Annotated in this window: 17 protein-coding genes; 10 read left to right on the top strand and 7 right to left on the bottom strand. The window is 65.6% G+C overall.

Going from position 1 to position 25,052, the window contains the following annotated elements:
* Positions 1–32 precede the first annotated feature (32 nt).
* Together FHS96_RS26725 and FHS96_RS26730 are read right to left on the bottom strand one after the other, a co-directional pair.
* Complete coding sequence (locus tag FHS96_RS26725) at positions 33–926, bottom strand: endonuclease/exonuclease/phosphatase family protein (RefSeq protein ID WP_429599136.1); 894 nt, start codon at positions 924–926, stop codon at positions 33–35.
* A gap of 74 nt (positions 927–1,000) precedes the next feature.
* Positions 1,001–2,449, bottom strand: coding sequence for an oligosaccharide flippase family protein (locus tag FHS96_RS26730; RefSeq protein ID WP_429599139.1), 1,449 nt, complete (start codon positions 2,447–2,449; stop codon positions 1,001–1,003).
* 206 nt (positions 2,450–2,655) lie between these two features.
* On the opposite strand from FHS96_RS26730, the gene FHS96_RS26735 reads away from it, so the two are divergent.
* From FHS96_RS26735 to FHS96_RS26770, 8 genes are all read left to right on the top strand, one after another.
* Entirely contained in the window at positions 2,656–3,774 is a 1,119-nt protein-coding gene (locus tag FHS96_RS26735) for an acyltransferase family protein (RefSeq protein ID WP_429599142.1), read from the top strand.
* Positions 3,771–4,697, top strand: coding sequence for an SGNH/GDSL hydrolase family protein (locus FHS96_RS26740; RefSeq protein WP_429599145.1), 927 nt, complete (start codon positions 3,771–3,773; stop codon positions 4,695–4,697). Before FHS96_RS26735 ends, FHS96_RS26740 begins: the two co-directional genes overlap by 4 nt.
* A gap of 111 nt (positions 4,698–4,808) precedes the next feature.
* Positions 4,809–6,731, top strand: a complete 1,923-nt coding sequence (locus tag FHS96_RS26745; protein WP_429599148.1) for an HAD-IIIC family phosphatase — start codon at positions 4,809–4,811, stop codon at positions 6,729–6,731.
* The gene (locus tag FHS96_RS26750; RefSeq protein ID WP_429599150.1) at positions 6,712–6,954 is read left to right on the top strand and encodes an acyl carrier protein; all 243 of its coding nucleotides are present in this window, start codon (positions 6,712–6,714) and stop codon (positions 6,952–6,954) included. The genes FHS96_RS26745 and FHS96_RS26750 overlap by 20 nt, the downstream gene beginning before the upstream one ends.
* A 338-nt stretch (positions 6,955–7,292) precedes the next feature.
* Positions 7,293–8,858, top strand: coding sequence for an MBOAT family O-acyltransferase (locus FHS96_RS26755; protein ID WP_429599153.1), 1,566 nt, complete (start codon positions 7,293–7,295; stop codon positions 8,856–8,858).
* 10 nt (positions 8,859–8,868) lie between these two features.
* Positions 8,869–9,888, top strand: coding sequence for a hypothetical protein (locus tag FHS96_RS26760; protein ID WP_429599156.1), 1,020 nt, complete (start codon positions 8,869–8,871; stop codon positions 9,886–9,888).
* Positions 9,888–10,289, top strand: coding sequence for a VOC family protein (locus FHS96_RS26765; protein ID WP_429599159.1), 402 nt, complete (start codon positions 9,888–9,890; stop codon positions 10,287–10,289). Before FHS96_RS26760 ends, FHS96_RS26765 begins: the two co-directional genes overlap by 1 nt.
* 12 nt (positions 10,290–10,301) lie before the next feature.
* Positions 10,302–11,387: an acyltransferase family protein gene (locus tag FHS96_RS26770; RefSeq protein WP_429599161.1), complete on the top strand. Its 1,086-nt coding sequence runs from the start codon at positions 10,302–10,304 to the stop codon at positions 11,385–11,387.
* Between the two features lie 13 nt (positions 11,388–11,400).
* Here the strand turns inward: FHS96_RS26770 and FHS96_RS26775 are convergent, their stop codons facing one another.
* The gene (locus tag FHS96_RS26775) at positions 11,401–13,128 is read right to left on the bottom strand and encodes a sensor domain-containing diguanylate cyclase (RefSeq protein WP_429599163.1); all 1,728 of its coding nucleotides are present in this window, start codon (positions 13,126–13,128) and stop codon (positions 11,401–11,403) included.
* A gap of 232 nt (positions 13,129–13,360) precedes the next feature.
* On the opposite strand from FHS96_RS26775, the gene FHS96_RS26780 reads away from it, so the two are divergent.
* Positions 13,361–15,196 carry a putative bifunctional diguanylate cyclase/phosphodiesterase gene (locus FHS96_RS26780; RefSeq protein WP_429599166.1) on the top strand — a complete coding sequence of 612 codons (1,836 nt, stop codon included), beginning with the start codon at positions 13,361–13,363 and terminating at the stop codon, positions 15,194–15,196.
* Between the two features lie 12 nt (positions 15,197–15,208).
* On the opposite strand, the gene FHS96_RS26785 is transcribed toward FHS96_RS26780, so the two are convergent.
* From FHS96_RS26785 to FHS96_RS26800, 4 genes are all read right to left on the bottom strand, one after another.
* The gene (locus tag FHS96_RS26785) at positions 15,209–18,838 is read right to left on the bottom strand and encodes a PAS domain S-box protein (RefSeq protein ID WP_429599169.1); all 3,630 of its coding nucleotides are present in this window, start codon (positions 18,836–18,838) and stop codon (positions 15,209–15,211) included.
* A 73-nt stretch (positions 18,839–18,911) separates the two neighbouring features.
* Entirely contained in the window at positions 18,912–21,686 is a 2,775-nt protein-coding gene (locus tag FHS96_RS26790; protein WP_429599173.1) for a hybrid sensor histidine kinase/response regulator, read from the bottom strand.
* A 1-nt stretch (position 21,687) separates the two neighbouring features.
* Complete coding sequence (locus tag FHS96_RS26795) at positions 21,688–22,143, bottom strand: response regulator (RefSeq protein ID WP_429599176.1); 456 nt, start codon at positions 22,141–22,143, stop codon at positions 21,688–21,690.
* Positions 22,140–24,374 (bottom strand): ATP-binding protein, encoded by a 2,235-nt coding sequence (locus FHS96_RS26800; protein ID WP_429599179.1) that lies wholly within the window; start codon positions 24,372–24,374, stop codon positions 22,140–22,142. The genes FHS96_RS26795 and FHS96_RS26800 overlap by 4 nt, the downstream gene beginning before the upstream one ends.
* A gap of 252 nt (positions 24,375–24,626) precedes the next feature.
* Between FHS96_RS26800 and FHS96_RS26805 the strand changes: the two genes are divergently transcribed.
* Positions 24,627–25,046, top strand: coding sequence for a hypothetical protein (locus FHS96_RS26805; protein ID WP_429599181.1), 420 nt, complete (start codon positions 24,627–24,629; stop codon positions 25,044–25,046).
* Positions 25,047–25,052: the final 6 nt, after the last annotated feature.

Raw genomic sequence — 25,052 nt, forward strand, 5'->3', positions numbered from 1 at the left:
CCTCCCGCCACGCGGGAGGGGAGTTTTCCCGCCTACCGACCCCGCGGCAGCGCGTAATCGACCACGACCGGAAGATGGTCCGCGCCCTTGCTGGCGGACGCGACATGGCCGCCCAGCGGCCTGAACTCGCCGCTCGCAAAGATATGGTCGATGGCGATGACCGGACCGATGATGCCGCTGCGGCGGCCGGGCCCGGGAAAGGTGAAGCCCGGCGCCCAGCTTGACCGCCGCAGGCCTTCCTCCATCACCTGGTCGATCGCGGCATAGCCCTCGTTCCACGGCGTCGCGTTGAAGTCTCCCGCAGCGACGCCCTTGCCGGTCGCGACGATATCTTCCGCGAGATCGAGGAAATAGCGGCGGTTGCCGATCACGCCGCGATAATCCTTGGGCGCGCGGACGTTCCAGACGGTGAAGGCGCCACCCGGCGCATCCACCCGCGCGCGGAAGACATCACGGTCGCCGCGCGTCGTGGTGACGGGCCAGCGCGACAGGATCAGCCGGTTCTGCAATATCGCGCCGTGCCAGCCCGGCCGCACCGCCTTGAAGGTGGTGAGAAACGCATCCGGATCAGCCGCTTCCTGCACCACGAGAATGTCGGGCTCCAGCATCGCCAGGTGGCGCGCTGCCTGCTCGACCAGGGGGTTCGCGGTCTTCAGCGACGCCGTCACCACGCGCATGCGTTGCTCGCCGGCGTCGCCTGCGGACGGCAGCGGCCAGTAGATGTGCGACAGGATCAGGATGCCCAGAGCCAATCCCGCCGCCGCAGTGATCCAGCCGCGACGGGCGGCCGCGACGAGACCCAGCAGCAGCGCCGCCACACCCCATGCATAGCCGCCGGCATTGACCAGCCCCAGCAATGACAGACCATCGGCAAAGACCAGGTAGAGCAGATACCACAGCCACAGCAGCGCCACGCCGGCCGCCACTGCATGTCCCCAGCCGGGCCTTAACCGGCGCAATGCCGGATCGTAGCGCCGTCGCGCGCGTCGCGGTGCCCGGCTCATTCGGCGGGCTGCGGCTTGGCTGGGCGCGGCTTGCGGCGCAGCAGCACCTTGAGGTCGATGCCGCTGCGCACCGCCGCGAACGCAACCGCGCCGCCGCAGAGCCCTGCGAACACCGCGAAGCTGACGATGCGCATGATCAGCCCTGGCGCGGTTTCATAAAGTATGGTGCCCAGCGCGGCGAGCATCGCCACTGGCACGAGGACCGCCAGCCATACATCCCACACCTTGAAGCCGTAGCGATTGGTGCAGCGCCACGCGACCGAGACCAGCCCGAGGAACTCGCCGAGGCACATCGCTGCGACGAAAATGTTGAGGTTGGGCGTGATGCTCGCGGAAACGACGCCGAACAACGGGCTGCCGAGCGCGGCCACCGTGCCGAACAGGATGAACTTGGTATCGCCCACCGCCAACGACGGGGGCACCGGCAAGCCGTAGATGATCTTGATCGCCACCATGATGCCCGTCAGCGTCATGAAGATCTGGTCGATCGAGAATTTCGGCCCAAAGATCAGGCTCACGATCGGCTCGGCCAGGCAGATCACCCCCGCGCCATAGACTGCCCCGGTCACCGCCAGCGCCATCGCCCACACCGGATAAAGGCCGGCGATCCGCTTCTCGCCGCTCTCATGCTGCGCGAACAGCGGCAATGTCACGCTGGTCACGAAGCTCTGGATGATGTTGCGCGGGGTCAGCGCGATCATCATGTTGACGTTGTAGATCGCAGCCGCGGTCAGGCTCATGAACGCGCCGACGATCAGCCGGTCCGCCATGTGGCGCAGCGCCAGGCTCATGCCGTTGGGCACCAGCGGGAGGCTGAACTTCAGGATCGTCGTCGCATCCTCGGGCGACCAGCGCAGCGACCAGTCGCTGCGCGAGACGAGGTGCGAGACCAGCACGAAGACGACCTGCGCGCCCAGGATGCCGAACAGCATGCAGCGATAATCGTTGAGATACCATGCCAGGCCGACCGAGATCGCGGTCCACGAGATCTGCGCGGACGCGAGCGTCACGCCCTCCGGCCAGAAGCGGAAGTCGCGCATCGCTTCCTTCACGCCCAGATGCATGAAGCCGCGGATGAAGCTGGCGACGCCCAGCATCGAAAATGCCCACCAAGCCTGCGGCGAATCGAACGCCCAGCCCGCCAGGGGCCCAGTGACGGCCAGCAGCAGCCCGATCAGCGCGCCGCGCAGCACGCTCAGCGAATGCATCGTGCCGCGCCGTACCGCGGATTCCCGATCGGCATTGACCACTGCGTAGCGATCGAGCCCGATGTCGGTCGATAGCTCCACCAGCGCCGCCATCACCGACAGCGTGATCGCGAGACCGAATTGCTCCTGCGGCAGCAACCGGGCGAGCAGGAAGGCACGGAGCAGCGGAAAGACGATGTCGGTAACGCGGCCCATCGCCAGAATCGCGGCCGACCGAAATTTGGGTCCGAACAGCATTGCGCCGGGATCATCCCTTGAACACGCTGCACCGCAGCAGCGCCAGTCGCCATAGCGCAGCCACCGCCAACTGCAACCATGCTGCGGCCTGCGGCGGGCTATGAGGCGTGGCGAGATTGCAAAATTTGGCGATGGCTTCGGGCGGTCAATCTGGTAACGGTCGCACAGCGCTGCTGCGTTGCAATATGGCGAGACGGGGAGATCGCGTGAAGTTCAGCCAATCGCTTCACGGGCTGCGTGGCGTGGCATCGGTGATGGTGCTCATCGCGCACATCAGCTTCGGTTTCTGGGATCATTTCTATCATCACGACGCGGTTCTCGCCCGCATCGTCCACCATGTCGCCTATTTGGGCACCTACGGCGTCGAACTGTTCTTCGTCATCAGCGGCTATGTGATCACCTCCAGCTGCCTGCGCTATTCGCCGCGCGAATTCGCCGGCCGGCGCTTCTGGCGGCTCTACCCGGTGTTCGCGCTGTTCACCTTGCTCTATTTCATCCTGAACCTCGTCACGCGCTACGAGCCCGTGAAGCTGGGCGTCGGCAAGCTGCTGCTGAACCTGACGTTCCTCGATCTGTTCGCGGGCACGCCGGCGCTGACGCCCAACGCCTGGTCGATCACCTACGAGGTCTGGTATTATATCTCGACCTACGGGCTGCTCTGGTTCCTGCTGCGCAGCACGAGCCCCTGGCGGGTGGTGGGCGCGATCGCGTTCATGACGCTGGCCGGCTACATGCTCGCCGCCTACGATATCACCATCTATTTCGTCGGCGGCGCCCTGCTGTATTTCATGCAGCAGCGGCTGCGCCCGGTGATCGCCGCAGGGCCGGCCACAGCGATGGCGGTCGCCGCGCTCGTCGTGATCGTTGCAATCGCCGGCACGATGGACTTCCCGACCAACACCTATCTCGAAATGCCCGGCATGGTGCTGCCCGCGGTCGCGCTTGTCGTCGCGACGCTGATCTTCGTGCAGGCGGTGCTGTTCGGGCAGGGCGCGCTCTCGCGACTGCTGTGCACGGCGCCGATCCGCTTCGTCGGCACGATCAGCTACACGCTCTACCTTGCCCACCCCTACGTCTATATCGCGATGCGCGAACTGCTGCGCCGCCTGGGGGTCAGCAATTATCCGTGGCAGGTCACTCTGCTGCCCTACCTTGTCGTAACGGTCGCGCTCGCGCTCGGGATATCGTGGGTGATCCACAAGCTGATCGAGGTCGGCCCCTACGAACTCATCTACGGCAGCCGGATCTATCGCGATCCCAAGCCCGCCGATCCTACCGAACATGCCCGCCCCGCTGATGCAGCGATGGAGACAAATCCCCGATGAAACCGCTGATTCCCCGGGTTATCGCCGGCACTGTCGCCGTTGCGGCGATCGCGGGCGCGTTCCTGGCTGGCACCGTCTACGGCGTCGAATCCGATCCCTATGGAGACTTTCCCGCAGGCACGCTGATCGCGGTGAAAACACAAGTCCGCACTGCCCTCGGCATGTCGAAGGGTTGGTCGAAGACCAATGCCGACCTGACCGGCCAGATCCAGGGCACCTGCCCCGCCAATGCGCTGGTGGTGGTGACGGGGGGCCAGTCCAACGCCTCCAACGCAATCTCGACGCCGCTGGATGCCAATGCGGCGGCCCCCGTCTTCATGTTCTTCGACGGCCATTGCTTCGCGCTGCGCGACCCGCTGCTCGGCACCACCGGTACGCGCGGCAGCGTGTGGACACGGCTGGGGCCGGCGCTCGCCGCGCGCACCGGACGCCCGGTGGTGTTCGTCAACGGCGCCATCGGCGGATCGCAGTTCAGCGACTGGACCGACAAGCGTTCGCCCTACATGGCCAATCTGCGCAAGCGCGTCGCCGATGCCGCCAAGCAGCTTGGCCCGGCTGACATCGTGCTGTGGCACCAGGGTGAGACCGACGCCTGGTTCACCAACAGCCAGGCCGAGATCCAGCCGGAGATCAAGCAGGTCACCGACACCGTGCTGACCAGCTTCGCCTTGAAGCCGACCGCCAAGCTGGTGCTTTACCGCGCCTCGCTGTGCACCGGCGAACGTCGCAAGACGAGCAACCAACCGCTGCTCGCGGCGCAGACCGCAGTCGCCAAAGCCAACCCGCGCATCGTTCTGGGTCCGGATACGGATCGCTTCGGCCCTCGGTTCCGCCACGACGATTGCCACTTCAACGATGCTGGCGCGCGCAGCATGGCGGATGAGACGCTGGCACTGATCGCGCCCATGCTGGGTGCGCGCTAAGCCGATGATGCTGGACATTTTGCCGCATTGCAGCGAAAAAGCGGTCGGTCCGAAGACCGGCCGATTTTTCGGTCGGTCGAGTGATCATGTCTGAGCACGAGGGGGGTCTTGATGACCTATGATGTTGCGCGCTTGCCGTGGCTTCCTGCCAAGGCACCCGACTTTTCGACAAGCATCAAGGCGGCGCGCGCGCTGCCGTCGATCAGCGGTGCGAGCCTGCGCGACTTCGCGACCCAGGCGCTCGACCTCGACAGCGCGCTCAAGCTGTCCAAGCTGATCGAGACGAAGCGCGAGGCGATCGAGCCGGCGCCGCTCAGCCCGCTCAAGCTCGCCGTGCTCAGCAGTTCGACCACCAGCTACACGGTGCCCGCGATCCGCGCGTCGGCGCCGCGCCACGGCGTGCTCGCCGACATTTATGTCGGCGACTATGGCCAGACCGCGCAGGAGATCTACGCCGACGGCACCGGCCTCCACAGTTTCGCGCCCGACGTCGTGTTGCTCAGTCTCGACGCGATCTCACTCGGCCTCACCAAGTCGGACGTCGCCGCGCAGGACGGCATTGTCGATTCGGCCGCCAAACAGATCCGCTGGCTGGCGGAAGGCATCGTCTCGCGCCTCGGCGCGGCGGTGATCATCCAGAACTTCGTCGAACCTGCCGATCCCTGGGCCGGCCATTTAGATGCGCGCGCGGGCGGATCTCTGCTCGCCATGCTGCGCAAGCTCAACCGCGAGATCGAGACCATCGCGTCGGACCTCAACGCAATCGTGCTCGACGTCGATCGCATCGCCGGTCTGGTCGGCAAGTCCGTCTGGTCCGATCGCTCGCAGTGGTACATGGCGAAGCTGCCCTTCGCTCTCGACCTGACGCCGCTCTACGCGGACCATGTCGCGCGTTTGCTCGGCGCCGTGCGCGGCAAGACGCGCAAATGCCTGGTGCTCGACCTCGACAACACCTGCTGGGGCGGCATCATCGGCGACGATGGCGTCGAGGGCATCCGCATCGGCCAGGGCTCCACCGAGGGTGAGGCCTTCCTCGCGATCCAGCATTATGCGCTCGACCTCAAGCGCCGCGGGATCGTCCTCGCGGTCTGCTCTAAGAACGAGGAAGTGAACGCCTGTCTGCCGTTCGACCAGCATGAAGAGATGGCGCTGAAGCGCGACGACATCGCGGTGTTCGTCGCCAACTGGACCGACAAGGCGACCAACCTCAAGACAATCGCGCAAACGCTGAACATCGGCACCGACGCGCTGCTGTTCCTCGACGACAATCCGGCGGAGCGTGCACGCGTTCGCCAGATGCTCCCCGAAGTGGCGGTACCCGAGGTGGGCGAGGATCCGGCGCATTATCCGCTCGCGGTGGCGCATTCGGGCTGGTTCGAGACGGTTGGACTTACCGCCGACGACGCGCAGCGCGCCGAGCAGTATCGCGCCAACGCGGTGCGCGCGCAGGCCGCACAGAAGCTGGGCAGCCTCGACGAATATCTCGAATCGCTCGAGATGGTGACGTCGATGCGGCCGTTCGACGAGAATGGCCGCGCGCGCATCGCGCAGTTGGTCAACAAGTCCAACCAGTTCAACCTCACCACCCGTCGCTATACCGAAGCTGAGGTCGGCGCGCTGGAAAGCGATCCCGACGTTTTCACCTTGCAGATCCGCCTGGCCGACAAGTTCGGTGACAATGGCATGATCGCGGTGGTCGTGATGCGCCCCGAGGGTGACGACGCCTGGGCGTGCGACACCTGGCTGATGAGCTGCCGCGTGCTCGGCCGCCGTATGGAAGAGGCCACGCTGCAGGCGATCGTCGAGGGCGCCCGCGCCGCCGGCATCAAGCGCCTGATCGGCCGCTATATCCCGACCGCCAAGAACGGCATGGTCGCCGAACATTTCGGCAAGCTGGGCTTCACTCGTACCGCCATCGCCGACGATGGCGCGTCGGAGTGGGAAATGAATGTCGACGAATATGCGATGAAGGATCTGCCCTTCACGTATGAAACGAAGAGTCTTGGAGAAGAACATGTCCGAATCGACGCTTGAAACCATCCGCGAGATCATGATCGACGTGTTCGATCTCGATGACGATTTCGAGCTGACCGCGGACACCTCGGCCGACGACATCGACGAGTGGGACAGTCTCAGCCACATCCGGCTGGTCGTCGCAGTCGAGCGTCAGTTCGGGATCAAGTTCAAGAACAGCGAGATCGAAGGGCTCAAGAATGTCGGTGAACTCGTCGCGGTGATCGACGGCAAGCTCGGCTGAGGCCACGCCGCCGGCCGGCGGCTTTCGGGGGGCATATGTGGACGACGGAGCGGTGACAGGATCGACTTGCCGAGAGGCAAGCCCGCGCCTGCTGGATCGTCCGCCTTGTTGCAGTCGGACGCTGGCGTTCGGCGCGATCGTCAGAGTTCTCTTCCCGATAGCACGCCGCCGGCACCCATTGGGTGGCGGCGGTTTTGGTGCGGCATATCGCGCTTGGCGCCATGCCGGCGCGCGGTCCGCTGCCAACGGCGCAGCCACGTCACGGGCTTCAGGCGCCCCACGGAATCCAGACTGCAAGGAACTTGGCATGATCACGGCGGCAGGCGGAGAGCGCTAGGATGCTGTTCAACTCGTTTGTGTTCATCTTCGGCTTCCTGCCGATCGCGCTGGTGCTTTTCTTTGGGCCCGGGCGATGGAAGTCGGTGGCCAAGCTCAGCCTCACCGTCATGTCGCTGGGTTTCTACGCCTGGTGGCGGCCGATCCACCTGCCGCTGCTGCTGGGTTCGATCATCTTCAACTTCGTCGTCGGCGATCGCATTCAGAAAGCCTATGACGCCGACCGCTCGACGCTGGTCAAAATCTGGCTGGTCTTCGGCCTGGCGGTCGACGTCGGCCTGCTCGGCTGGTTCAAATATGCCAACTTCGTCGTCGACAACGTCAATCTCGCAACCGGCGCCGGCATCCAGATCGAGCGGATCATCCTGCCGCTGGCGATCTCATTCTTCACCTTCCAGAAGGTCGCCTATCTGATCGACAGCGCGCGCGGCCATGCGCACCGGATGAGCTTCCTCGACTTCTCGCTGTTCGCATCCTTCTTCCCGCAGCTGATCGCGGGCCCGATCGTCCACTACAAGGAGATCGTGCCGCAAATCCAGGGGCCGCTGTTCGCGCGCTGGATCGGCCGCAACATCATGATCGGGCTGATGATCTTCGCGATCGGCCTGTTCAAGAAGACGGTGATCGCCGATCCGCTGTCCGATCAGGTCGACAAGCTGTTCAAGCTGGCGGCGAGCGGCGATCCGGTGAGCGTATGGACCGGCTGGATGGCCGCGATCACCTTCACGCTGCAGCTCTATTTCGATTTCTCCGGCTATTCGGACATGGCGATCGGCCTTGCCCGCATGTTCGGCATCAAGCTGCCGCTGAACTTCCATTCTCCGCTGCGCGCGGCCAGCGTGATCGACTATTGGCGCCGCTGGCACATGACGCTGCAGCGCTTCATCACCGCCTACATCTTCCAGCCCCTGGCGCTGCCGATGGCGCGCGCCGCCGCGGCGCGAGGCCTTTCGACCTGGCCGGCCTTTGCGATGGCGACTGTGCTGCCGACCTTTCTCACCTTCGTGATCATCGGCATCTGGCACGGCGCGGGCTGGACGTTCGTGCTGTTCGGCGTGCTCCACGCCATCTATGTGTGCGTCAACGAGTATTGGCGCGCACGCCGCAACCAGAAGCGTCGCCGGCTGCGCAAGCTGAAGCAGAAGATGGCCGAACCGGGCGTGGCGGAGATCGCCTCCTACCACGTCATCACCTTGCTCGCGGTGATGTTCGCCAATGTCGTGTTCCGTGCGCCGAGCGTGCATGATGCGATGACGGTGTGGCAGTCGATGGTGGGTCTCGGCGGGTCGCTCTCGGTCGCGACGGCACCCTGGGTGTTCGATACCACGACCTTGCTGATGATCGTGACCGGCACGCTGCTGATCGCCTTCACCCCCAACACCCAGCAGATCATGGGCCGCTTCAACCCGGCCTATAACTGGGGCGACTGGAAAGACGAGGCACCGGCGCTGCTGCGCTGGCAGTGGCGCCCGTCCACGTTTGGCATCGTCTATGGCGGCGTGATCCTCTTCTTCGGGCTGATGTTCATTCAGCGCGGACAGACGATCTTCCTGTACTTCAATTTCTAAGGAGGCATGGATGAAGCGCCTTCGCTCGACCCGGACCACCCTTGCCATCCTGGGCGTCTCGCTGATGTGCGGCGTCGCGGCCGCAATGCTGCCCGACAATCCCTATCAGCGCGCGCAACTTCTCGACGAGACGATCCACCGCAAATCGCGGTGGATCTATGAGCGCTCACACTTCGATCCCGCGCCGATCGACGTCATGGTCGTCGGCCCGTCGCGCATCGGCGCGGCGGTCAACGCCCCGCGACTGGGCGAGGCGCTCGCCGCGCGCGGCTTGCCCGCCAACGTCGTCAACTTCTCCTTCCCGGAGAATGGCCGCGACATCAATTATGCGGTGCTCGAAGAGGTCCTGGAGACCAAGAAGCCCAAGCTGGTCATCATCGGCATCGTCGAGCGGCCGGGCCGCTTCGGCCATTCTGCGTTCAAATATATGGCCCGCCCGGGGCTGATCGCGGATCCGGCCTATGCGACCAACCTCAACTATCCGTCGAACCTGATCTATCTGCCGTTCCGGCAGATGAAGCTGTTCCTGGCGGGGATCGCGCCAGGCTTTATGGGTCTTTCCAAGACCTTCGAATCGAAGGCCTATCTCGGCTCCACCTACGACACCACTGGCGACGTTCACCTGCCCGACGGCACGGTGCGCGAAGGTGACGTTCCGGCAAGCGCGGCCGAGCTCGACCGCGGCGTGCGCAAGCTGGAAGCCAGCATGGATCCGCGTGTGCTGCCCGACAGCATGGCCGACTTGGAGTTCGGCGATGACCGCACCTACGTCCGGCGGATGGCCACGCTCGCCAAACGGCACGGCGTCAAGCTCGCCTTCCTCTCGCTGCCCTATTACACCGGGCCGACGACGATCCAGGAAGAGCCGTTCTACCGGCAATATGGCCCGGTCTGGAACGGCGGCTTCGTTTCCCCGCGCGCCGACCTGTTCATGGACTATGCCCACCTGACGAGCGGCGGCGCCCGGGTGGTCACCGATTGGCTGGCGCCGCGCGTCGCCGCTGAACTGGAACCGGAAGGAAAGAAGTGATGCTGGTCAATCCCCCGCTCCATCATGTCGGCATCGTCCAGCCGAGCGAGGAGGAAGCGCTCGCGATGATGGACGTTCTGGGGCTGAAGGAAGTGCATCGCGGCTATGTTCCGCAATTCCATGCACTATGCATCTTCACCGAAGCCGCCGGCCGTTCCCCGCTGGAATTCGTCGTTCCCGATGGCGGCCCGCTGCTGAAGTTCAACAAGGGCGCGGGCGGCATCCACCATGTCGCCTTCGAGGTGCCCGACCTCGACGAACTCGCCCGCGATTTCGCCAGCCGCGACATGAAGCTGCTCGAACCCGAGCATGTGCAGGGCGCCGGCAACTTCATCTGCAACTTTCTCAGCCCGATCTACACCCGCGGTCTCACCGTCGAGTATGTGCAGATCGTGGACTGAAGGACCAACGGCATGGCGACGCGGCAGCACGACAATAATTTCACGTTCCTGCGCTTCGCCGCGGCGTCGATGGTCATCGTCGCCCACGCCTATGACCTTCAGGGGATCGAATCGGTCCAGGATCCGCTGCGTCGCCTGACCGGCCATTCGATGGGCTGGGCGGGTGTCAGCGTGTTCTTCGTGATGAGCGGGTATCTCATCATGAAGTCGCTGGCGCGCACGCCCAACCTGATCCAGTTCACGCGCGCCCGCGCGTTGCGTATCTTCCCCGGCCTTGCCGTGTGCATGGTGCTGACGGTGCTGCTTGCCGGGCTGTTCCTCACCACGCTTTCGCCCGCGGCTTTCTTCGGATCGGGCCAGACAGCCAAATATCTCGGCGGCAATATCTCGCTGCTCTCACTGCAGCACCATCTGCCCGGAGTGTTCGAGGCCAATCCGCGGCCCCGCGCGGTCAACGGCTCGATCTGGACGCTGCCCTATGAGGTGAGCTGCTACATCATGGCGGCGGCGCTTTCCGTGTTCGGCATGCTCAAGAACGAGCGGCTGCGCATCATCACTTTCGTGCTTGCAGCGCTGCTTTCGGTATTGTTCACCGCGTTGCAGCCGGTGACTGCCGAGGTCGGCATCTTCGCGCGGCTGGCGATCTTCCATGGCCTCGCCTTCTGCTTCCTGCTTGGCATGGCCTATGCCAGCTTCGGCGACCGCTTTATACTGCGCTGGTGGTACGCCCCGATCGCCGGGCTGATCGCTTGGCTGCTGGCGCCCACGCCTTTCTACACCATGGCGCTGTCAGTCACGGTCGGGCTGTTCGTGATCTGGCTCGCTTTCGTGCCGAGCCCGCTGCTGCGCAAGCTCAGCCGCGCGCCCGATTACTCCTACGGCATCTATATCTACGCGTTCCCGATCCAGCAGACGCTGATCCAGTTCGCGCCCGGGCTGAGCCCGGCGATGCACGCACTGGTCGCCTTCCTGCTCGTTCTGATCCCCGCCAGCCTCTCGTGGCATCTGGTCGAGAAGCCCGCGCTGCGGTTCAAGAAGGGCGGCCGCACGGCGCGGGCCGCCGCGCCGGGCATCACGGACGCGGTGCCACGGAGCTGACCCGACGCTCCGGTCAGGCCGCCAGCACAAGGCGGTCGCGGCCGGCGCCCTTGGCTTCGTAAAGCGCCACGTCCGCCGCGCGCATCACCGCGTCGCGATCATGCGCGGCGCTGAAGGCGGCGACACCGGCGCTGACCGTCATCGAGACGGTGCGCCCCGCCCCCACCTCGATCGCCGCCGCGCCGAGCGCACGGCGCAGCCGCTCGCAAATCTCCTGCCTCTGCGCCGGCGCGACGCCGGGGAGGATCACGCCGAACTCCTCGCCGCCCAGCCGCGCCACCAAATCCTCCTCGCGGACGTGACGGAGGGCGATCTCGGCGAAGGCCTGGATCACCCGGTCCCCCGCGTCATGGCCATAGCGGTCGTTGATGCGCTTGAAATGATCGATGTCGAATAGCGCCAAGCAGCCGCGGGCGCCGCCATGGCTCAGGCAGCGGTCGAACGCCTTGGCGAAGGCGCGGCGGTTGGCGAGGCCGGTCAGCGCGTCGGTGGCGGCGGCCCTGGCGAGTTCGACCTCCATCGTCTTGCGCCGGTCGATGTCGCGGATCACGCTGATGACGCCGTCAATCGAACCATCGCCACTCACCATCGCGCGGACATTAGATTCGAACCAGCGCTCGGCACCATCGGCGGTGACCGCGCGATATTCGAATGACACCGTCGTCTCCGGCGCCTCGAGTGCACGCAGGAATTCGGCACGCACATGATCCCGGTCGCGCGGCGCGATCAGCAGAATCGCCTGCTGCCCGACCAACTTGTGCGGCACATAGCCGCCAAGTTGCGCGATCGACGGAGAAACATAGCCGATCGTGCCGTCGGGCAACGTCGTCATGACGATGTCGGTGGCATGCTCGGTAATCAACCGGAACCGTGCCTCGCTGTCCTGTAGCTTTCGATAAAGCCGGTCGCGTCGTCCCAGATCCGCAGCAACCGGCAGCATCGTCAGCACCGTTGCTGCGAGGTAGAATTGCAGGAACTGCACATGCGCGATCGGCCCACTGTTGATGAGTTGGATCGGACCCATGCCCTGAGCGGTGAGCACGCCTGCGACCGTCGCGAGGATCATCAGCGAGGCCGCGGCGCCCAGCCGCCCCAGCCGGAAGGTGGCCAATGTGATCGGCAGGATCGGCAGGAACAGCAAGGGCAGGCGGTGCTGCGCGAACACGGCGCAAGAGACCGCCGCGACCGCCGCGAGCAGCACCAGCCCTTCCAGTAATTGCCGCCTGTTCGCAGCATTCACCCAGCGCTGCGCATCCCCGACAAGAATCATCGTGAACAGCGGCGTGAAGGTGAGCGCACCCAGCGCATGGCCCAGGAAATAGTTGATCGCGTTGGGCCAAAAGGCGGTGCCCGTCAGCAAATATGCCCCGAGCCCCGCCGGCAGCGCCATCACGGCCGGCCCGGCAAGGCCGACGGTCAGTACGAACACACCAAGGTGCGCGACCGATTCGAACGCATCGCGTCGGCCGAAGCGCTGCAGCAATGCCGCCGAGATCAACGCCTCGCCGATATTGAACAGCATGAATGGCACGGCCCCTGCCAGACCCAGTCCGAACAGGCTCGTGGCGATGAAGCTGCCGACACAACAGGCAGCGACCGGCAGCGTCCAGCGCCGCGGCCGCATCATGATCAGCACGGCGATCAGCAACGCATTGGCGATCCACAGGCAGGCGACACCGCCCTCAAGCCGGGTCAGCCGCGCCGCGGCGCCCGCCGCCGCAAAATAAAGAATGCCGAGCAACACGGCTTCCACGGGGCCAAATGATCGGCGGTTTCGCGCGGGGAGTCGCATGATGCCATCATAAGCATAGATGGTTAACGGCGGCTTCCCTTTCGATCGGCCTTGCTCGCGGCCTCCCGCAAAGGGCCATCCCAATTCTTACCGTGACCTTAACCCGATCTTCAGCATCTCCCCATAGGCAGGATCGGTCGAACATCACTTCGACCGGATTTGCTCGAGGTTCGACGTACGCATGCTACGACTGCAGAACATCATTCTCGAAATGGTCGCGCGCGGCGATCCATTGGAGGTGACCGCTGGTCGGCTGTGTACCGAGATCGAAGCGCTGCTGCCCGACATCGCCACCTCGGTCGTCACCGTCGATGCTTCCGGCCGGCTGCACCCGCTGGCGCATGGCCTGCTGTCCGAAAACGTCGCCACGCTGGTCGATGGCGTCGCGATCGGACCCGAGATCGGCGCCTGCGGCAGCGCGATCTTCCACCGCCGCGCGATCACCTCCGCCGACATCGCCAACGATCCCGCCTGGATCGGCTATCGCGACACCGTGCTCGCCGAAGGTTTCCAGAGTTGCTGGTCGAGCCCGATCCTCGACGGCCGCGGCGCCGCGCTGGGCGCGTTCGGCTTCTATTACCGCACCCGCCGCGGCCCGACCCCTACCGAGGAAGAGGTGGTCGCCACCTGCGCGCAGTTGCTGGCGATCGCGATTGAGCGGCATCGCCGGACCAGCCCGGCCGCGTCGGAAACGATCGATCCGCTGACCGGGCTCGGCAGCCGCGCCGCCTTCGATCGGGCGCTGGCCGCGCTGGCCAGCGAAGGCGCGGCACCCTGGGCGCTGCTGCTGATCGATCTCGATGGCTTCCGCCGCGTCAACGACAGCTTAGGCCATGGCGTGGGCGACGCGGTGATCCGGCTGGTCGGCAGCCGCATCGCCGCCGCCGTCACCCCCGATTCAGCGTTCCGCACCGGCGGCGATTCGTTCGCGGTGATCGCGCACGAGAGCGACGCGCTGGGCGATCCCGCCAGCCTCTCGATCCGCATCGCGACCGCAATCGGGGAGCCGATCGAGCTTTCGGGTGAAACCATATTGATCGGCGCTACGATCGGCTTCGCGATCAGCGATCCGGCGAAGAGCCCCGACATCCTGTTCGAACATGCCACTCACGCTCTGCATCACGCCAAGCAGTCGCGCCGCGGCGGCCACCTCGCTTATTCGCCGAGCCTCGGCAATGCGGTGGCGAGTCATCCCGACGCGCTGCATGACCTTGAGCGCGCGCTGCACGAGGACCGCATCGACGCCTATTACCAGCCCGTCGTCGACCTCGAGACGTGGGCGGTGGCATCGTTCGAGGCGCTCTGCCGCCTTACCACCCCCACCGGTGAGGTGCTGCCCGCCGCTGCCTTCCACCAGGCGATGTCGCACCCCCGCATTGCCCCCGAACTCACTCGGCGGATGCTCAAGATCGTCGCCGGTGACATCGCCCACTGGATGCGGCTGGGCATTGCCGATCCCCAGATCTCGATCAATGTCGGCTCCGCCGACATCCATGGCGGCGGCCTGCTCGAACGCACATTGTCGGACACGTTCGAGCATGCTCGCGTGCCGCTGGGCCATCTCGTCGTCGAAGTGACCGAGACGGTGCATATGGATCGACGCGCCGATGCCGTGCGCCGGGTGCTGGAAGGGCTCCAGTCGCGTGGCCTCCGCATCGCGCTCGACGATTTCGGCACCGGCTATGCCTCGCTGACCCATCTGCTTTCGGTGCCGGTCGATATCATCAAGATCGACCGCTCATTCGTCCACCAACTCGGCACCGATGCGGGCAGCGCGGCGATCGTGCAGGGGCTGATCGCCATCGCCGACGGACTCAAGCTGCGCGTCGTCGCCGAAGGGATCGAGACCGAGGCGCAGCGCCGGCTGCTGCAGCGCTATGGCTGCAAATATGGCCAGGGATTCCTCTTCTCGCGCGCACTAGATCGTCGCCAGGCGACGCGGCTGCTGCAGGGTGAGATGTTGCCGCTGGCGATCGCGATCGACGGCAAAGGCGAGACGCAGCCCCGCGCGGTGTGAGCCGCCGGCCCCCTATCGTTCCTCGATGATCTCGCGGATGCGGTTGGCCAGAATGTCCATCGCGAAAGGCTTGGTCACCATCGCCATCCCCGGCTCAAGAAAGCCGGAGGCCAACGCGGCATTCTCGGCATAGCCGGTCATGAACAGCACCTTCAGCCCCGGCCGGATCACGCGACCGCCATCGGCGACCTGGCGGCCGTTCAGCCCAGGCAGGCCGATATCGGTGATCAGCAGATCGATCCGCCGGCGCGATTGCAGGATCTCAAGCCCCTTGGGGCCATCGCCCGCTTCGATCGCGTTGTAGCCGAGTTCGCCCAGCACATCGACGATCAGGCCGCGGACGACCGGCTCATCCTCCACCACCAGCACCGTTTCGCCGCTCTCGGCGACGGGGGCCACAGTTGCGGCCTCCGCCTCCTCGCCTTCCTCCTCGCCGCGCCAGCGCGGCAGATAAAGCTTCACCGTCGTGCCCTTGCCGACCTCGCTGTAGATCCGCGCATAGCCTTCGGACTGGCGCGCAAAACCGTAGATCATCGAGAGGCCGAGGCCGGTGCCCTGGCCGATCGGCTTGGTGGTGAAAAAGGGTTCGAACGCCTTGGCGATCACATCCTGGCTCATGCCGGTGCCGGTGTCGGTCACGCAGATGCACACATATTGGCCAGGCTTCACGTCGCGCTGGCGTGCGGCATAGGCGCTGTCGAAATGCGCATTGCAGGTCTCGACGATCAGCCGCCCGCCATCGGGCATCGCATCGCGCGCATTGATCGCAAGGTTCAGGATCGCGCTTTCGAGCTGGTTGGCGTCGCACCGGGTGAGCCACAGTCCGCCCGCCATCACCATTTCCAGTTCGATCCGCTCGCCGAGCGTCCGCCGCAGCAGATCTTCCATCGATGCGACCAGCGGATTGGCCTTCACCGGACGCGGATCGAGCGGCTGGCGACGGGAAAAGGCAAGCAGTCGGTGGGTGAGCGCTGCCGCGCGCTGCGCCGAAGTCATCGCGCCGGTCAGGAAGCGTTCGAGATCGCCCGTGCGTCCCTGGCTGATGCGGTTGCGCATCAGATCGAGGCTGCCGGTGATGCCCTGTAGCAGGTTGTTGAAGTCATGCGCGATGCCGCCGGTGAGTTGTCCCACCGCTTCCATCTTCTGGCTCTGCCGCAGCGCCTCCTCCACCTGCCGCTGATCGGTGATGTCACGACCCACACCGTGGATGAGGTTGCCGTCGGGCACCGCGGTCCATGCGATCAGTCGATAGTCCCCGTCGCGCGTGCGATAGCGGTTCTCGAACGCCAGCGTTGTGCCGCCGCCGGCAAGCGCAGCCAGTTCGGCGGCGGTCGACGACAGATCATCGGGATGAACGAAATCGGCAAGCGTCCGGCCCGCCAGTTCCGCTTCGTCCCACCCCAGCATCCGGCGAACCGAAGGGTTCACGGCGATGATCATGCCTTCGCTATCGCACACCAGCAGCAGATCCTGGCTCAAGGTCCACAACCGATCCCGCTCCTGCGCATGCGCGACTTCGGCGAGCTTCTGGGCGTGGATATCGGTGTTGGTGCCGATCCAGCCGTTCACCATGCCCTGCGGATCACGCAGCGGCACCGCACGGGACAAATGCCAACGATAATCACCGGCCGCGTCGCGCGCGCGAAACTCCGTCTCGAACGTCGAGGAACCGGCGACCGCAGCCTGCCACCGTGCGTCCATCGCCTCCCGGTCTTCCGGATGAACCAGCGCGGCCCAGCGCTCGGCGTCGAGCTCACCCGCCGGGATACCGCTATAGGCGTAGACCTGCGCGTTGAACCAGTCCAGTTCGCCATGTGCGGTCGCCGTCCACACCTGGTTGGGCATCGACTGCGCCAGCGCGCCGAACCCCGCCTCGCTTCGGTGCAGCGCGAGCTGGATGCGGCGACGCTCAGTGATGTCCTGCACGATGCCGACCATCCGCACCGGACGGCCGGCATCGTCGAATTCATATTCGCCCTTGCGCGCGACGAGGCGGATCTCGCCGTCGTCGGCACGACGGATGCGATATTCGACGTCGAGCGGCGAGGTGGCCGTACGACGCCCGGTCGAGTTGGAGACGAGATAAGCATCCTCGGGGATGATCAACGCCTCCAACGCCGCCGTTGAGAGCTGTCCACACGGATCGAAGCCGAAGATCCGACAGAATTCGGGTGTGGCGGTGACGAGATCGTTGGCGATATCCACCGAGAACAGTCCAACGCCGCCCGCCTCCTGCGCGCGGCGGAGTTGATCCTCGGTCGCGCGCAGTGCGGCGCGCCGGCGATGCTCGTCAGTGCGATCGGAAAGGATGGTGACGAAGCCGATCGCAATATCGCGGTCGCTGCGCAGCGGCGTCGTCTCCCCATAGGCGCAGAAGCGTTCGCCCGAGCGGCGGCGGTGCCATTGCTCGCCGCCCGCCCAGCCCTCCGCCAGCGCGGTCGCGCGCATCGTCCCCCAGCTTTCCTCCGAAATGCGCTCGATTGCGACATCGATCATGTCGGCCTCGGTCCAGCCGAGCATCTGCTCGGCACCGCGGCTCCACAGCATCACCCGCCCGTCGAGATCGGTTGCGATGATCGCATAGTCGGATGCGCTGTCGAGGATCTGGCGGTTCTGCGCTTCGCGCTCCCGCAGCAACTCCTCGGCGCGGATGCGCTCGACATGCGCCCAGCAGCGTTCGGTGACCTCACGGATCGTCGTCAGTTCATAGTCGTTCCACGCTCGCGCGTCGCGATCATGGATCGCCATCAGTGCGGTCAGCCGGCCTTGCTTCACCAGCGGCATGCAGATCGTCGCGGTGATCCCGATCGCCTGGAAGGTCACAGCCTCGTGCGCCGCGAGCTCGCGGCGATTGTCGTTCACGATCAGCGGCCGCCCGGCGCCGAGTTCCGCCACCGCAAGCGTCCCGAAATCGGCGAGCCGATACCGCCCGACGATCGAGCGGGTTTCGGCCGCATGCCAGTCGCCACGGATGGTGAAGCCATCCTCATCCTCATCCATGTCGGCATAAGCGCAAACCGACACGCCGAGATGCTCGCCCGTCATCCGCGTGGCGATCGCCAGGATCGCATCGGCGTCGCGCGTCCCGGACACCGCCTTGCCAAGCTCATCGAGGAAGCGCAGCCGCGTCTCGCTCGCCTCCAGCGCGCGCTGCGCATGGTGGGTTTCGGTGGTCTCGACCACGATCGCGATGACGCCCGCAGGCCTGCCGTCATCGCCGGGCACCGGCGAATAATCGAGGTTCATCCAAACTTGTTCGGGGCGTCCGCTGCGATCGAGGGTGAGCTGCTGATTCTTGTAGCTGAGCGTGCCGCCAGCGAGACCGACCTTCATGACATGATCGTTGAAGTCGGCGACCTCCTGCCAGCCGCTGCGCACCTCGGCACCCAGCAAGTTGGCATCACGGCCGCCGGCGAAATCGGCATAGGCATCATTGTAGATCATGATGCCTTCGGCGCCCCATAACAGCACCATCGGCACCCGGCTGCGCAGCATCAATCCAACGGTCTGGCAGAGGCTGGCAGGCCATGCTTCGATGGGCCCCAGCACCGTCGCCGACCAGTCGAACGCGGCGATCCGATCGCCCAGCACGCCGCCGCCGGCAAGGAAACGCAGCGCCGGCTGGTCAGCCCCCATAACCATCAACCACGCCTTCCGCGCTGCACGCCCCCGCAGCGTCGCATCGCTGCACAACGCCCAATGGCCGCGCGGGTTCCTATGCCCCCCGCAGATCCTCCAGCGAGGCGGCCAGCTGCGCATGGCGGAAGGGCTTGCTGAGCGTCGGCAGCGCGCCATCGAGGTCGTCAGCGTCGGCATAGCCGGAGACGAGCAGCACCCGCATCGCCGGCCAACGCTGCGCGACGATACGCGCCAGTTCGGTGCCGGACATGCCCGTCATCAGATGATCGGTCACCAGCAGATCGAAACCGCCATTGTCGCCACCGGCTTCGCCATCGAGCAACACCAGCGCCGCCTCTGCGGATTCGGCTTCGGTCACGGCGTAGCCGAGGTCGGTGAGCATGTCGCTGGTGGTCGCCCGCACCAGCGCCTCATCATCTACGACGAGCGCGCGGCCGGCACCCGGCGTGGGGGCGGGCGGCTCCGGTTCGCCCGGCTGCTCGACTGGCCGCACGCTGACCGGCAGCCACAGCGTGGCATCGGTGCCCTGCCCCGGTTTGCTCATGATCTTCAACGCTCCGCCGAGTTGCGAGGCGAGGCCATGGACCATCGAGAGGCCAAGGCCGGTGCCCTTGCCGACGCCCTTCGTCGAGAAGAAAGGTTCGATCGCGCGCGCCAGCGTCTCGGCATCCATGCCATGGCCGGTATCCGCCACCGACACGCGAACGTAGCGGCCCGGCGCCAGCCCCGCCGGCGCCTCGCCGTCCACCGCCATGGCATCCGCGGCGATCGTCAGCCGGCCGCCATCGGGCATCGCGTCGCGCGCATTCACGGCGAGGTTGAGGATCGCCATTTCGAGCTGGTTGGCGTCGGCGAGTGCTGGCGGCAGCTCGGGCGCGATCTCCACCGTCACCGCGATGCGCGGGCCGGTCGTGCTTTGGATCAGCCCCGCCATGTCACGGATCAGGGTGTCGAGATCGACCGGCACCGGCTGCAACGGCTGGCGCCGCGCGAAGGCGAGCAGCCGCTGAACCAAGGTGCGCGCCCGCTCGGCGGATTGCAGCGCGCCTTCGATCAGGCGGCGGTGGCGTTCGCCGCCCAGCTTCTGCCGGTGCATCAGATCGAGACTGCCGATAATAGGCGTCAGCAGATTGTTGAAGTCATGCGCGACGCCGCCGGTCAGCTGGCCGATCGCCTCGAGCTTCTGGCTCTGGCGCAGCGCCTCTTCGGCTTGTCGGCGCTCGGTGATGTCGACCGCCTCGGGAACGATGCCGGTCACGGTGCCATCGGGGCCGCGGATCGGCCGCATCGAAAAATCGAGCCAGCGCCATCCCGCCGCGAGGTTGAGGCGCAGTTCACGACGCCCTGCCACACCCAGCGCCGCTTCCTGCACCATGGCACGGACGATCGCAGGCATGCCTTCAGTGCCGGTAAACCAGGGGGTCTCCCAGAAAGGGAGATCGACCACCGCATCGGCGGGCAGACCGATCGCCGAAAGGGCCGTGTCGTTGGAAAAGAGCACGGTGCCGTCCAGCGCGAGCAGCCCCTGATATTGATAGCTCGTGGCGAGGATCGAACGGAGCCGCGCCTCGCTGGCGGCAAGCGCCGCGGTGCGATCGGCCACGAGCTGTTCCAGCCGCTCGTTGACGGTGCGTAGCGCCTGTTCGACCGCCTTCTTCTCACTATTGTCGAGATAGACTGCGGCGAGCGCTATCGGCCTGCCCGCGTCGTCGCGCTCCACCTCGCCACGGCCATAGAGCCAATGGACGCTGCCATCCGGCCAGACGACGCGATGTTCGACCTCGAAGAAGCGTTGCCCGTTGTCGAGGATCGCGGCGCGTTCCGCCATGACCCGCTCGACATCCTCGGGATGGTAGCCGGCGCGGACCTGGTCCAGCGTCATGTGCGTGCCGGCGGGATAGCCGAACAGCGGGGGAAACTCCTCCGAGTGGCTGAAATCCTCGCTGTCGATGCGGAAAGCTGCCTCCGCCAGCCGCCCCGCCCGCAGCGCAAAGCGCAGGCGCGCCTCGCGCGTGGCGAGTGCTGCCTCAATGCGCTTGTGATCGCTGATGTCGATCTGGATGCCATCCCACACCAGCGATCCGTCGGGCTGGACGCGGGGTGCCGAGATCGTGCGATACCAGCCAACCGCGCCATCGGTGCGGACGAAGCGCGCCTGCACGTCGAACGGGCTGAGCGTCGCGATCGCCTCTTCCTCGGCGGCGGCGAAGATCGCCCGGTCTTCGGGCAGGATGCGGTTATAGGCGACAGAAGGATCGGCCAGCACATCCGCCACCGGCACGCCCGTCATCCGCTCATAGCTGTTGGAGAGATGAAGGAAGCGGCGGGTGCCACCGTCGCGGGTCGTGGCCAACTGATAGACCATGCCGCCGGGCAACTGGTCGGTCAGCGCGCGCAGCCGCGCCTCGCCCTCGCGCAGGTCGCGCTCGACCCGCGCATTCTCGGCGCGCTGGGCCGCCTCGGCGAGTGCGCGACGCACCACGCGCGGCAGCCGTTCCAGCCGCTGCTTCACGACATAGTCGGTTGCACCATGCTTCAGTGATTCGACCGCCACATCCTCGCCCAGTGTGCCGGATACGAAGATGAAGGGCGTTGCCGGTACCGTCTCGCGCGCGATCGCCAGCGCCGAATCGCCATCGAATTCAGGCAGTTGGTGGTCAGCGAGGATCAATGCGAACGGGCGCGCGGCGAGCGCACCGACATAGGCCTCGCGCGACCAGACCCGCTCGATCGCAGCGTCGATGCCGTCTGCGCGAAGATGCTCCGCGACGAGTTCCGCATCGAGCGCGCTGTCCTCCAGATGGAGGATTGCAATGTCTTTCAGGGGTGTCGCGCCCGCGCCGTCGGCCATCTCAGGCGCCGGGGGTCTGCCGCGCCGGCGGCGGCTCGTTGAGCACCGCCCAGAACATGCCGAGGTCGCGGACCGCCTCGAAGAATTGTTCGAAGCCCACCGGCTTCACCACGAACGCGTTGACGCCGAGGCTGTAGCTGCGGACGAGATCGCGCTCCTCCCGCGAGGAGGTGAGCATCACAACCGGCGTGTGGCGCAGCTTTGGATCATTCTTGATCCGCTCCAGCACTTCGAGCCCGTCTATCTTGGGTAGCTTGAGGTCGAGCAGCACCACTGCCGGGCTGCCGCTGTTCCGCCCCTCGAAGCGGCCTGCGCCTGACAGATAGTCCAACGCCTCGGCGCCATCGCGCACCACGATAACCCCATTGGCGAGCTGGCATTGTTCCAGCGCTGCCAAGGTCAGCTCGACATCCTTGGGATTGTCCTCGACCAGCAGGATCGGTTTGAGATCAGTCATCTTTTCCTGCCCCCCGGCAATGTGAAGTGGAAGGTTGCGCCCTCGTTGAGGGTGGCTTCGGCCCAGACCGTGCCGCCGTGGCGCTCGATGATGCGCTTCACATTGGCAAGACCGATCCCGGTACCCTCGAACTCCTCCACCCGGTGGAGTCGCTGGAAGACGCCGAATAGCTTGCCGACATAAGCCATGTCGAAGCCAACGCCATTGTCCGTAACCCGATAGGCGTTGAGTCCATTCTCCGCAGGAGCTTCGGCGATACTGATGACCGCCGGCTCACGCTCCCGCGAGAATTTGATCGCATTCTCGATCAGGTTCTGCAGCACCAGACGGATCATTACCGGGTCGGCCTCCGCCGGCGGCAACGCGTCTATGTGCCATTCGATCCGATGGCTGCTGCCCTCCCGCACAAGTGTGCGGACGACCTCGGCGACCAGCGCATTCATATCGACATGGATCGGCGAGAGGGTCGCGCGGCCCATCTGTGAGAAGCTCAGAAGATCGTCGACCAGCTTACCCGCCGAGATCGCGGATTCGACGATCGTCTCGATATAGCGGTTGCCGGTTTCGGACAGCGCATCGGCTTCGCGCTTCTTCAGCAGTTGGGCGTAGCCTACGATGTGGCGGAACGGCGCGCGCAGATCATGGCTGACCGAATAGGAAAAGGATTCGAGTTCCTTGTTGATCGCCACCAGCCGCTCCGAAAGCGCCGCCAGTTCCTCCGCCTTGCGCAGCACGATATCGACGATCGCGGCGCGCAGATGCGAAGCCGCCTCAACCTCCGCCTCGTGCCAGGGCTGCGCCCGCAGCCGCACGGTTTCCTGCCAGGCGGCGAAAGAGGTGCGCGGGTGCAGTCGCTCCGCCGTGGGTGGTTGCGCGGTCTTGCGCGGATCGCCGCCCCAGTTGATCGTCCGGATCACCTCGGGCCGGAACCACAGCACATAGCTGTCATGAAGCTGCGAGATAGAAACGGCGAGCAGGCCGCTGGCCTCATCCTTGATCGTTTCGGCACCGGGATACACTGCCGCAAGATTGTCGCTGACGAACACGTCCTGCCGTTGGCCGGTCGCCAGCCAGCGCACGAGCGAACGGATCGCATCCTCATCCGGCGCTTCGCCCAGCAACACGCATTCCTCACCGAACACCACCGCCGCGCCATGCGCACCGGTGAGCGCGAGCAGATCCGCCGGATGTTCGATCAGCCCCTTGATGAAATGCTCGGCGCTTGCCATTCGCGCCAGCAGGCGGCGCTGCACCTGTTCCAGCGCGTCGCGCCGGCTGGCCAGCATCGTCGCCTGCTTGGCGGCGAGCTGCATCGACAGGATCTGCCCGATCAGATCGCACGCGACGCGGACCGGATAGCCGATCCGCACCGGATCGCGATGGTGGCACGAAATCAATCCCCACAGCCGATCACCGCTGAGTAGCGAGATCGACATCGAGGCCATCGTGCCCATGTTGCGCATATATTCGAGATGGACGGGCGATACGCTGCGCAGCACCGCATGGCCGAGGTCAATCGGCTGCCCGGTGCCGGGATTGGCCGTCGGTTCGATCGGTATCGGCTGATAATTGGCGTCAGCGATCAGCCGCAGGCGGTTGAGGCGATAGAGTTCTCGCGCCTGCGCAGGGATGTCGGCGGCCGGGAAGCGCAGCCCCAGATAGGAGGGCAGTCGATCGTTGCCGTCCTCGGCGACGACCGCACCATGCCAGTCGGGATCGAAGGCATAGACAAGTACCCGATCGAGTCCGGTCAGCCGCCGCACCTCGCGCGCGGCGAGCGCCGCCAGATCCTCGATCGTCTCGGCATGCTGGACGAGGTCGAGTACCTGTCGGACGACGGGATGGAGATCGCCGAAAGATGCCGGCTCGCCCGCTGCCACCGGTTCGAACTCGACGACATAGGCGCCATCCGAACAATGTGCGATGCAATGATAGCGGTCGTCGGTGCCGACCGTGCCGAGATGGACAGTGCCCTGCGCAGGCAGGGCGGAAAGCCCGTCGCCAAGCCGCACCGAATCGTCCGGCAGCAGTTCGGCGAGGCTGCGTCCGAGGGGGTTGGCAGCGAAAGGCGCGGCCTTGCCCACCGCCGCCTGCTGCACGACCAGGGTTCCGGGATCGAGTACGAGCAGCGTGCCTTGGGGCTGGATGCTGCCGGGTATGCGGATCGGTTCGCTGGCGCACTGTTCAAGCGCACGCGCATAATCCTCTGCGTCGGTCGCGATATCAGCCATGCCCCGTTCCCACCCCGGTCATGGCCACCGCCTCGACACGCCCGCGATCAAGTCCCCCCGCTTTTGAGGTCAAGTTCGCCATAGGGAGGCTGGTGGCATGATCGCCTCCGGGGCGCAACCCGGGCGCGCCGGCCGACGGTGCGGAAAATGCCATGCCATACCGTCTATGCTGCGTGGGGCGGCAATGGTCGGCCACTCATCGGCGGTTCAGTTGGCCATGTTAGGGTGCCGGCAACAATCGAGGATATCATCATGCGATTCGCGTCTTACATTCTCGCCGGCGCGGCGCTTCTGGCGGCGATCCCCACGATGGCGGCGAGCCCGAAAGCCAGCGCGCGCGGCGAAACCAAGCTCGCCCAGGCGCTGGAAGGCCGCACCCCCGGCAAACCAGTACGCTGCATCAACCTGCGCGATATTCGTTCGAGCACGATCTACGACGGCACCGCGATCGTCTATCGCGCCAACGGCAACACGCTCTACGTCAACCGCCCGAAGATCGGTGCGGCGTCGCTCGACCAGAACGACGTGCTGGTGACCAAGACCTTCTCGACGCAGCTCTGCAATATCGACACGATCCAGCTGTTCGACGTCAATGCGCGGATGCAGACCGGCTTCGTCGGCCTCGGCGATTTCGTGCCCTATGCGAAGCCGGCGAAGACGGCGAGCCGCTGACCGCAG

The organism is Sphingomonas zeicaulis (assembly GCF_050433225.1).
Lineage (GTDB): Bacteria > Pseudomonadota > Alphaproteobacteria > Sphingomonadales > Sphingomonadaceae > Sphingomonas_D > Sphingomonas_D zeicaulis.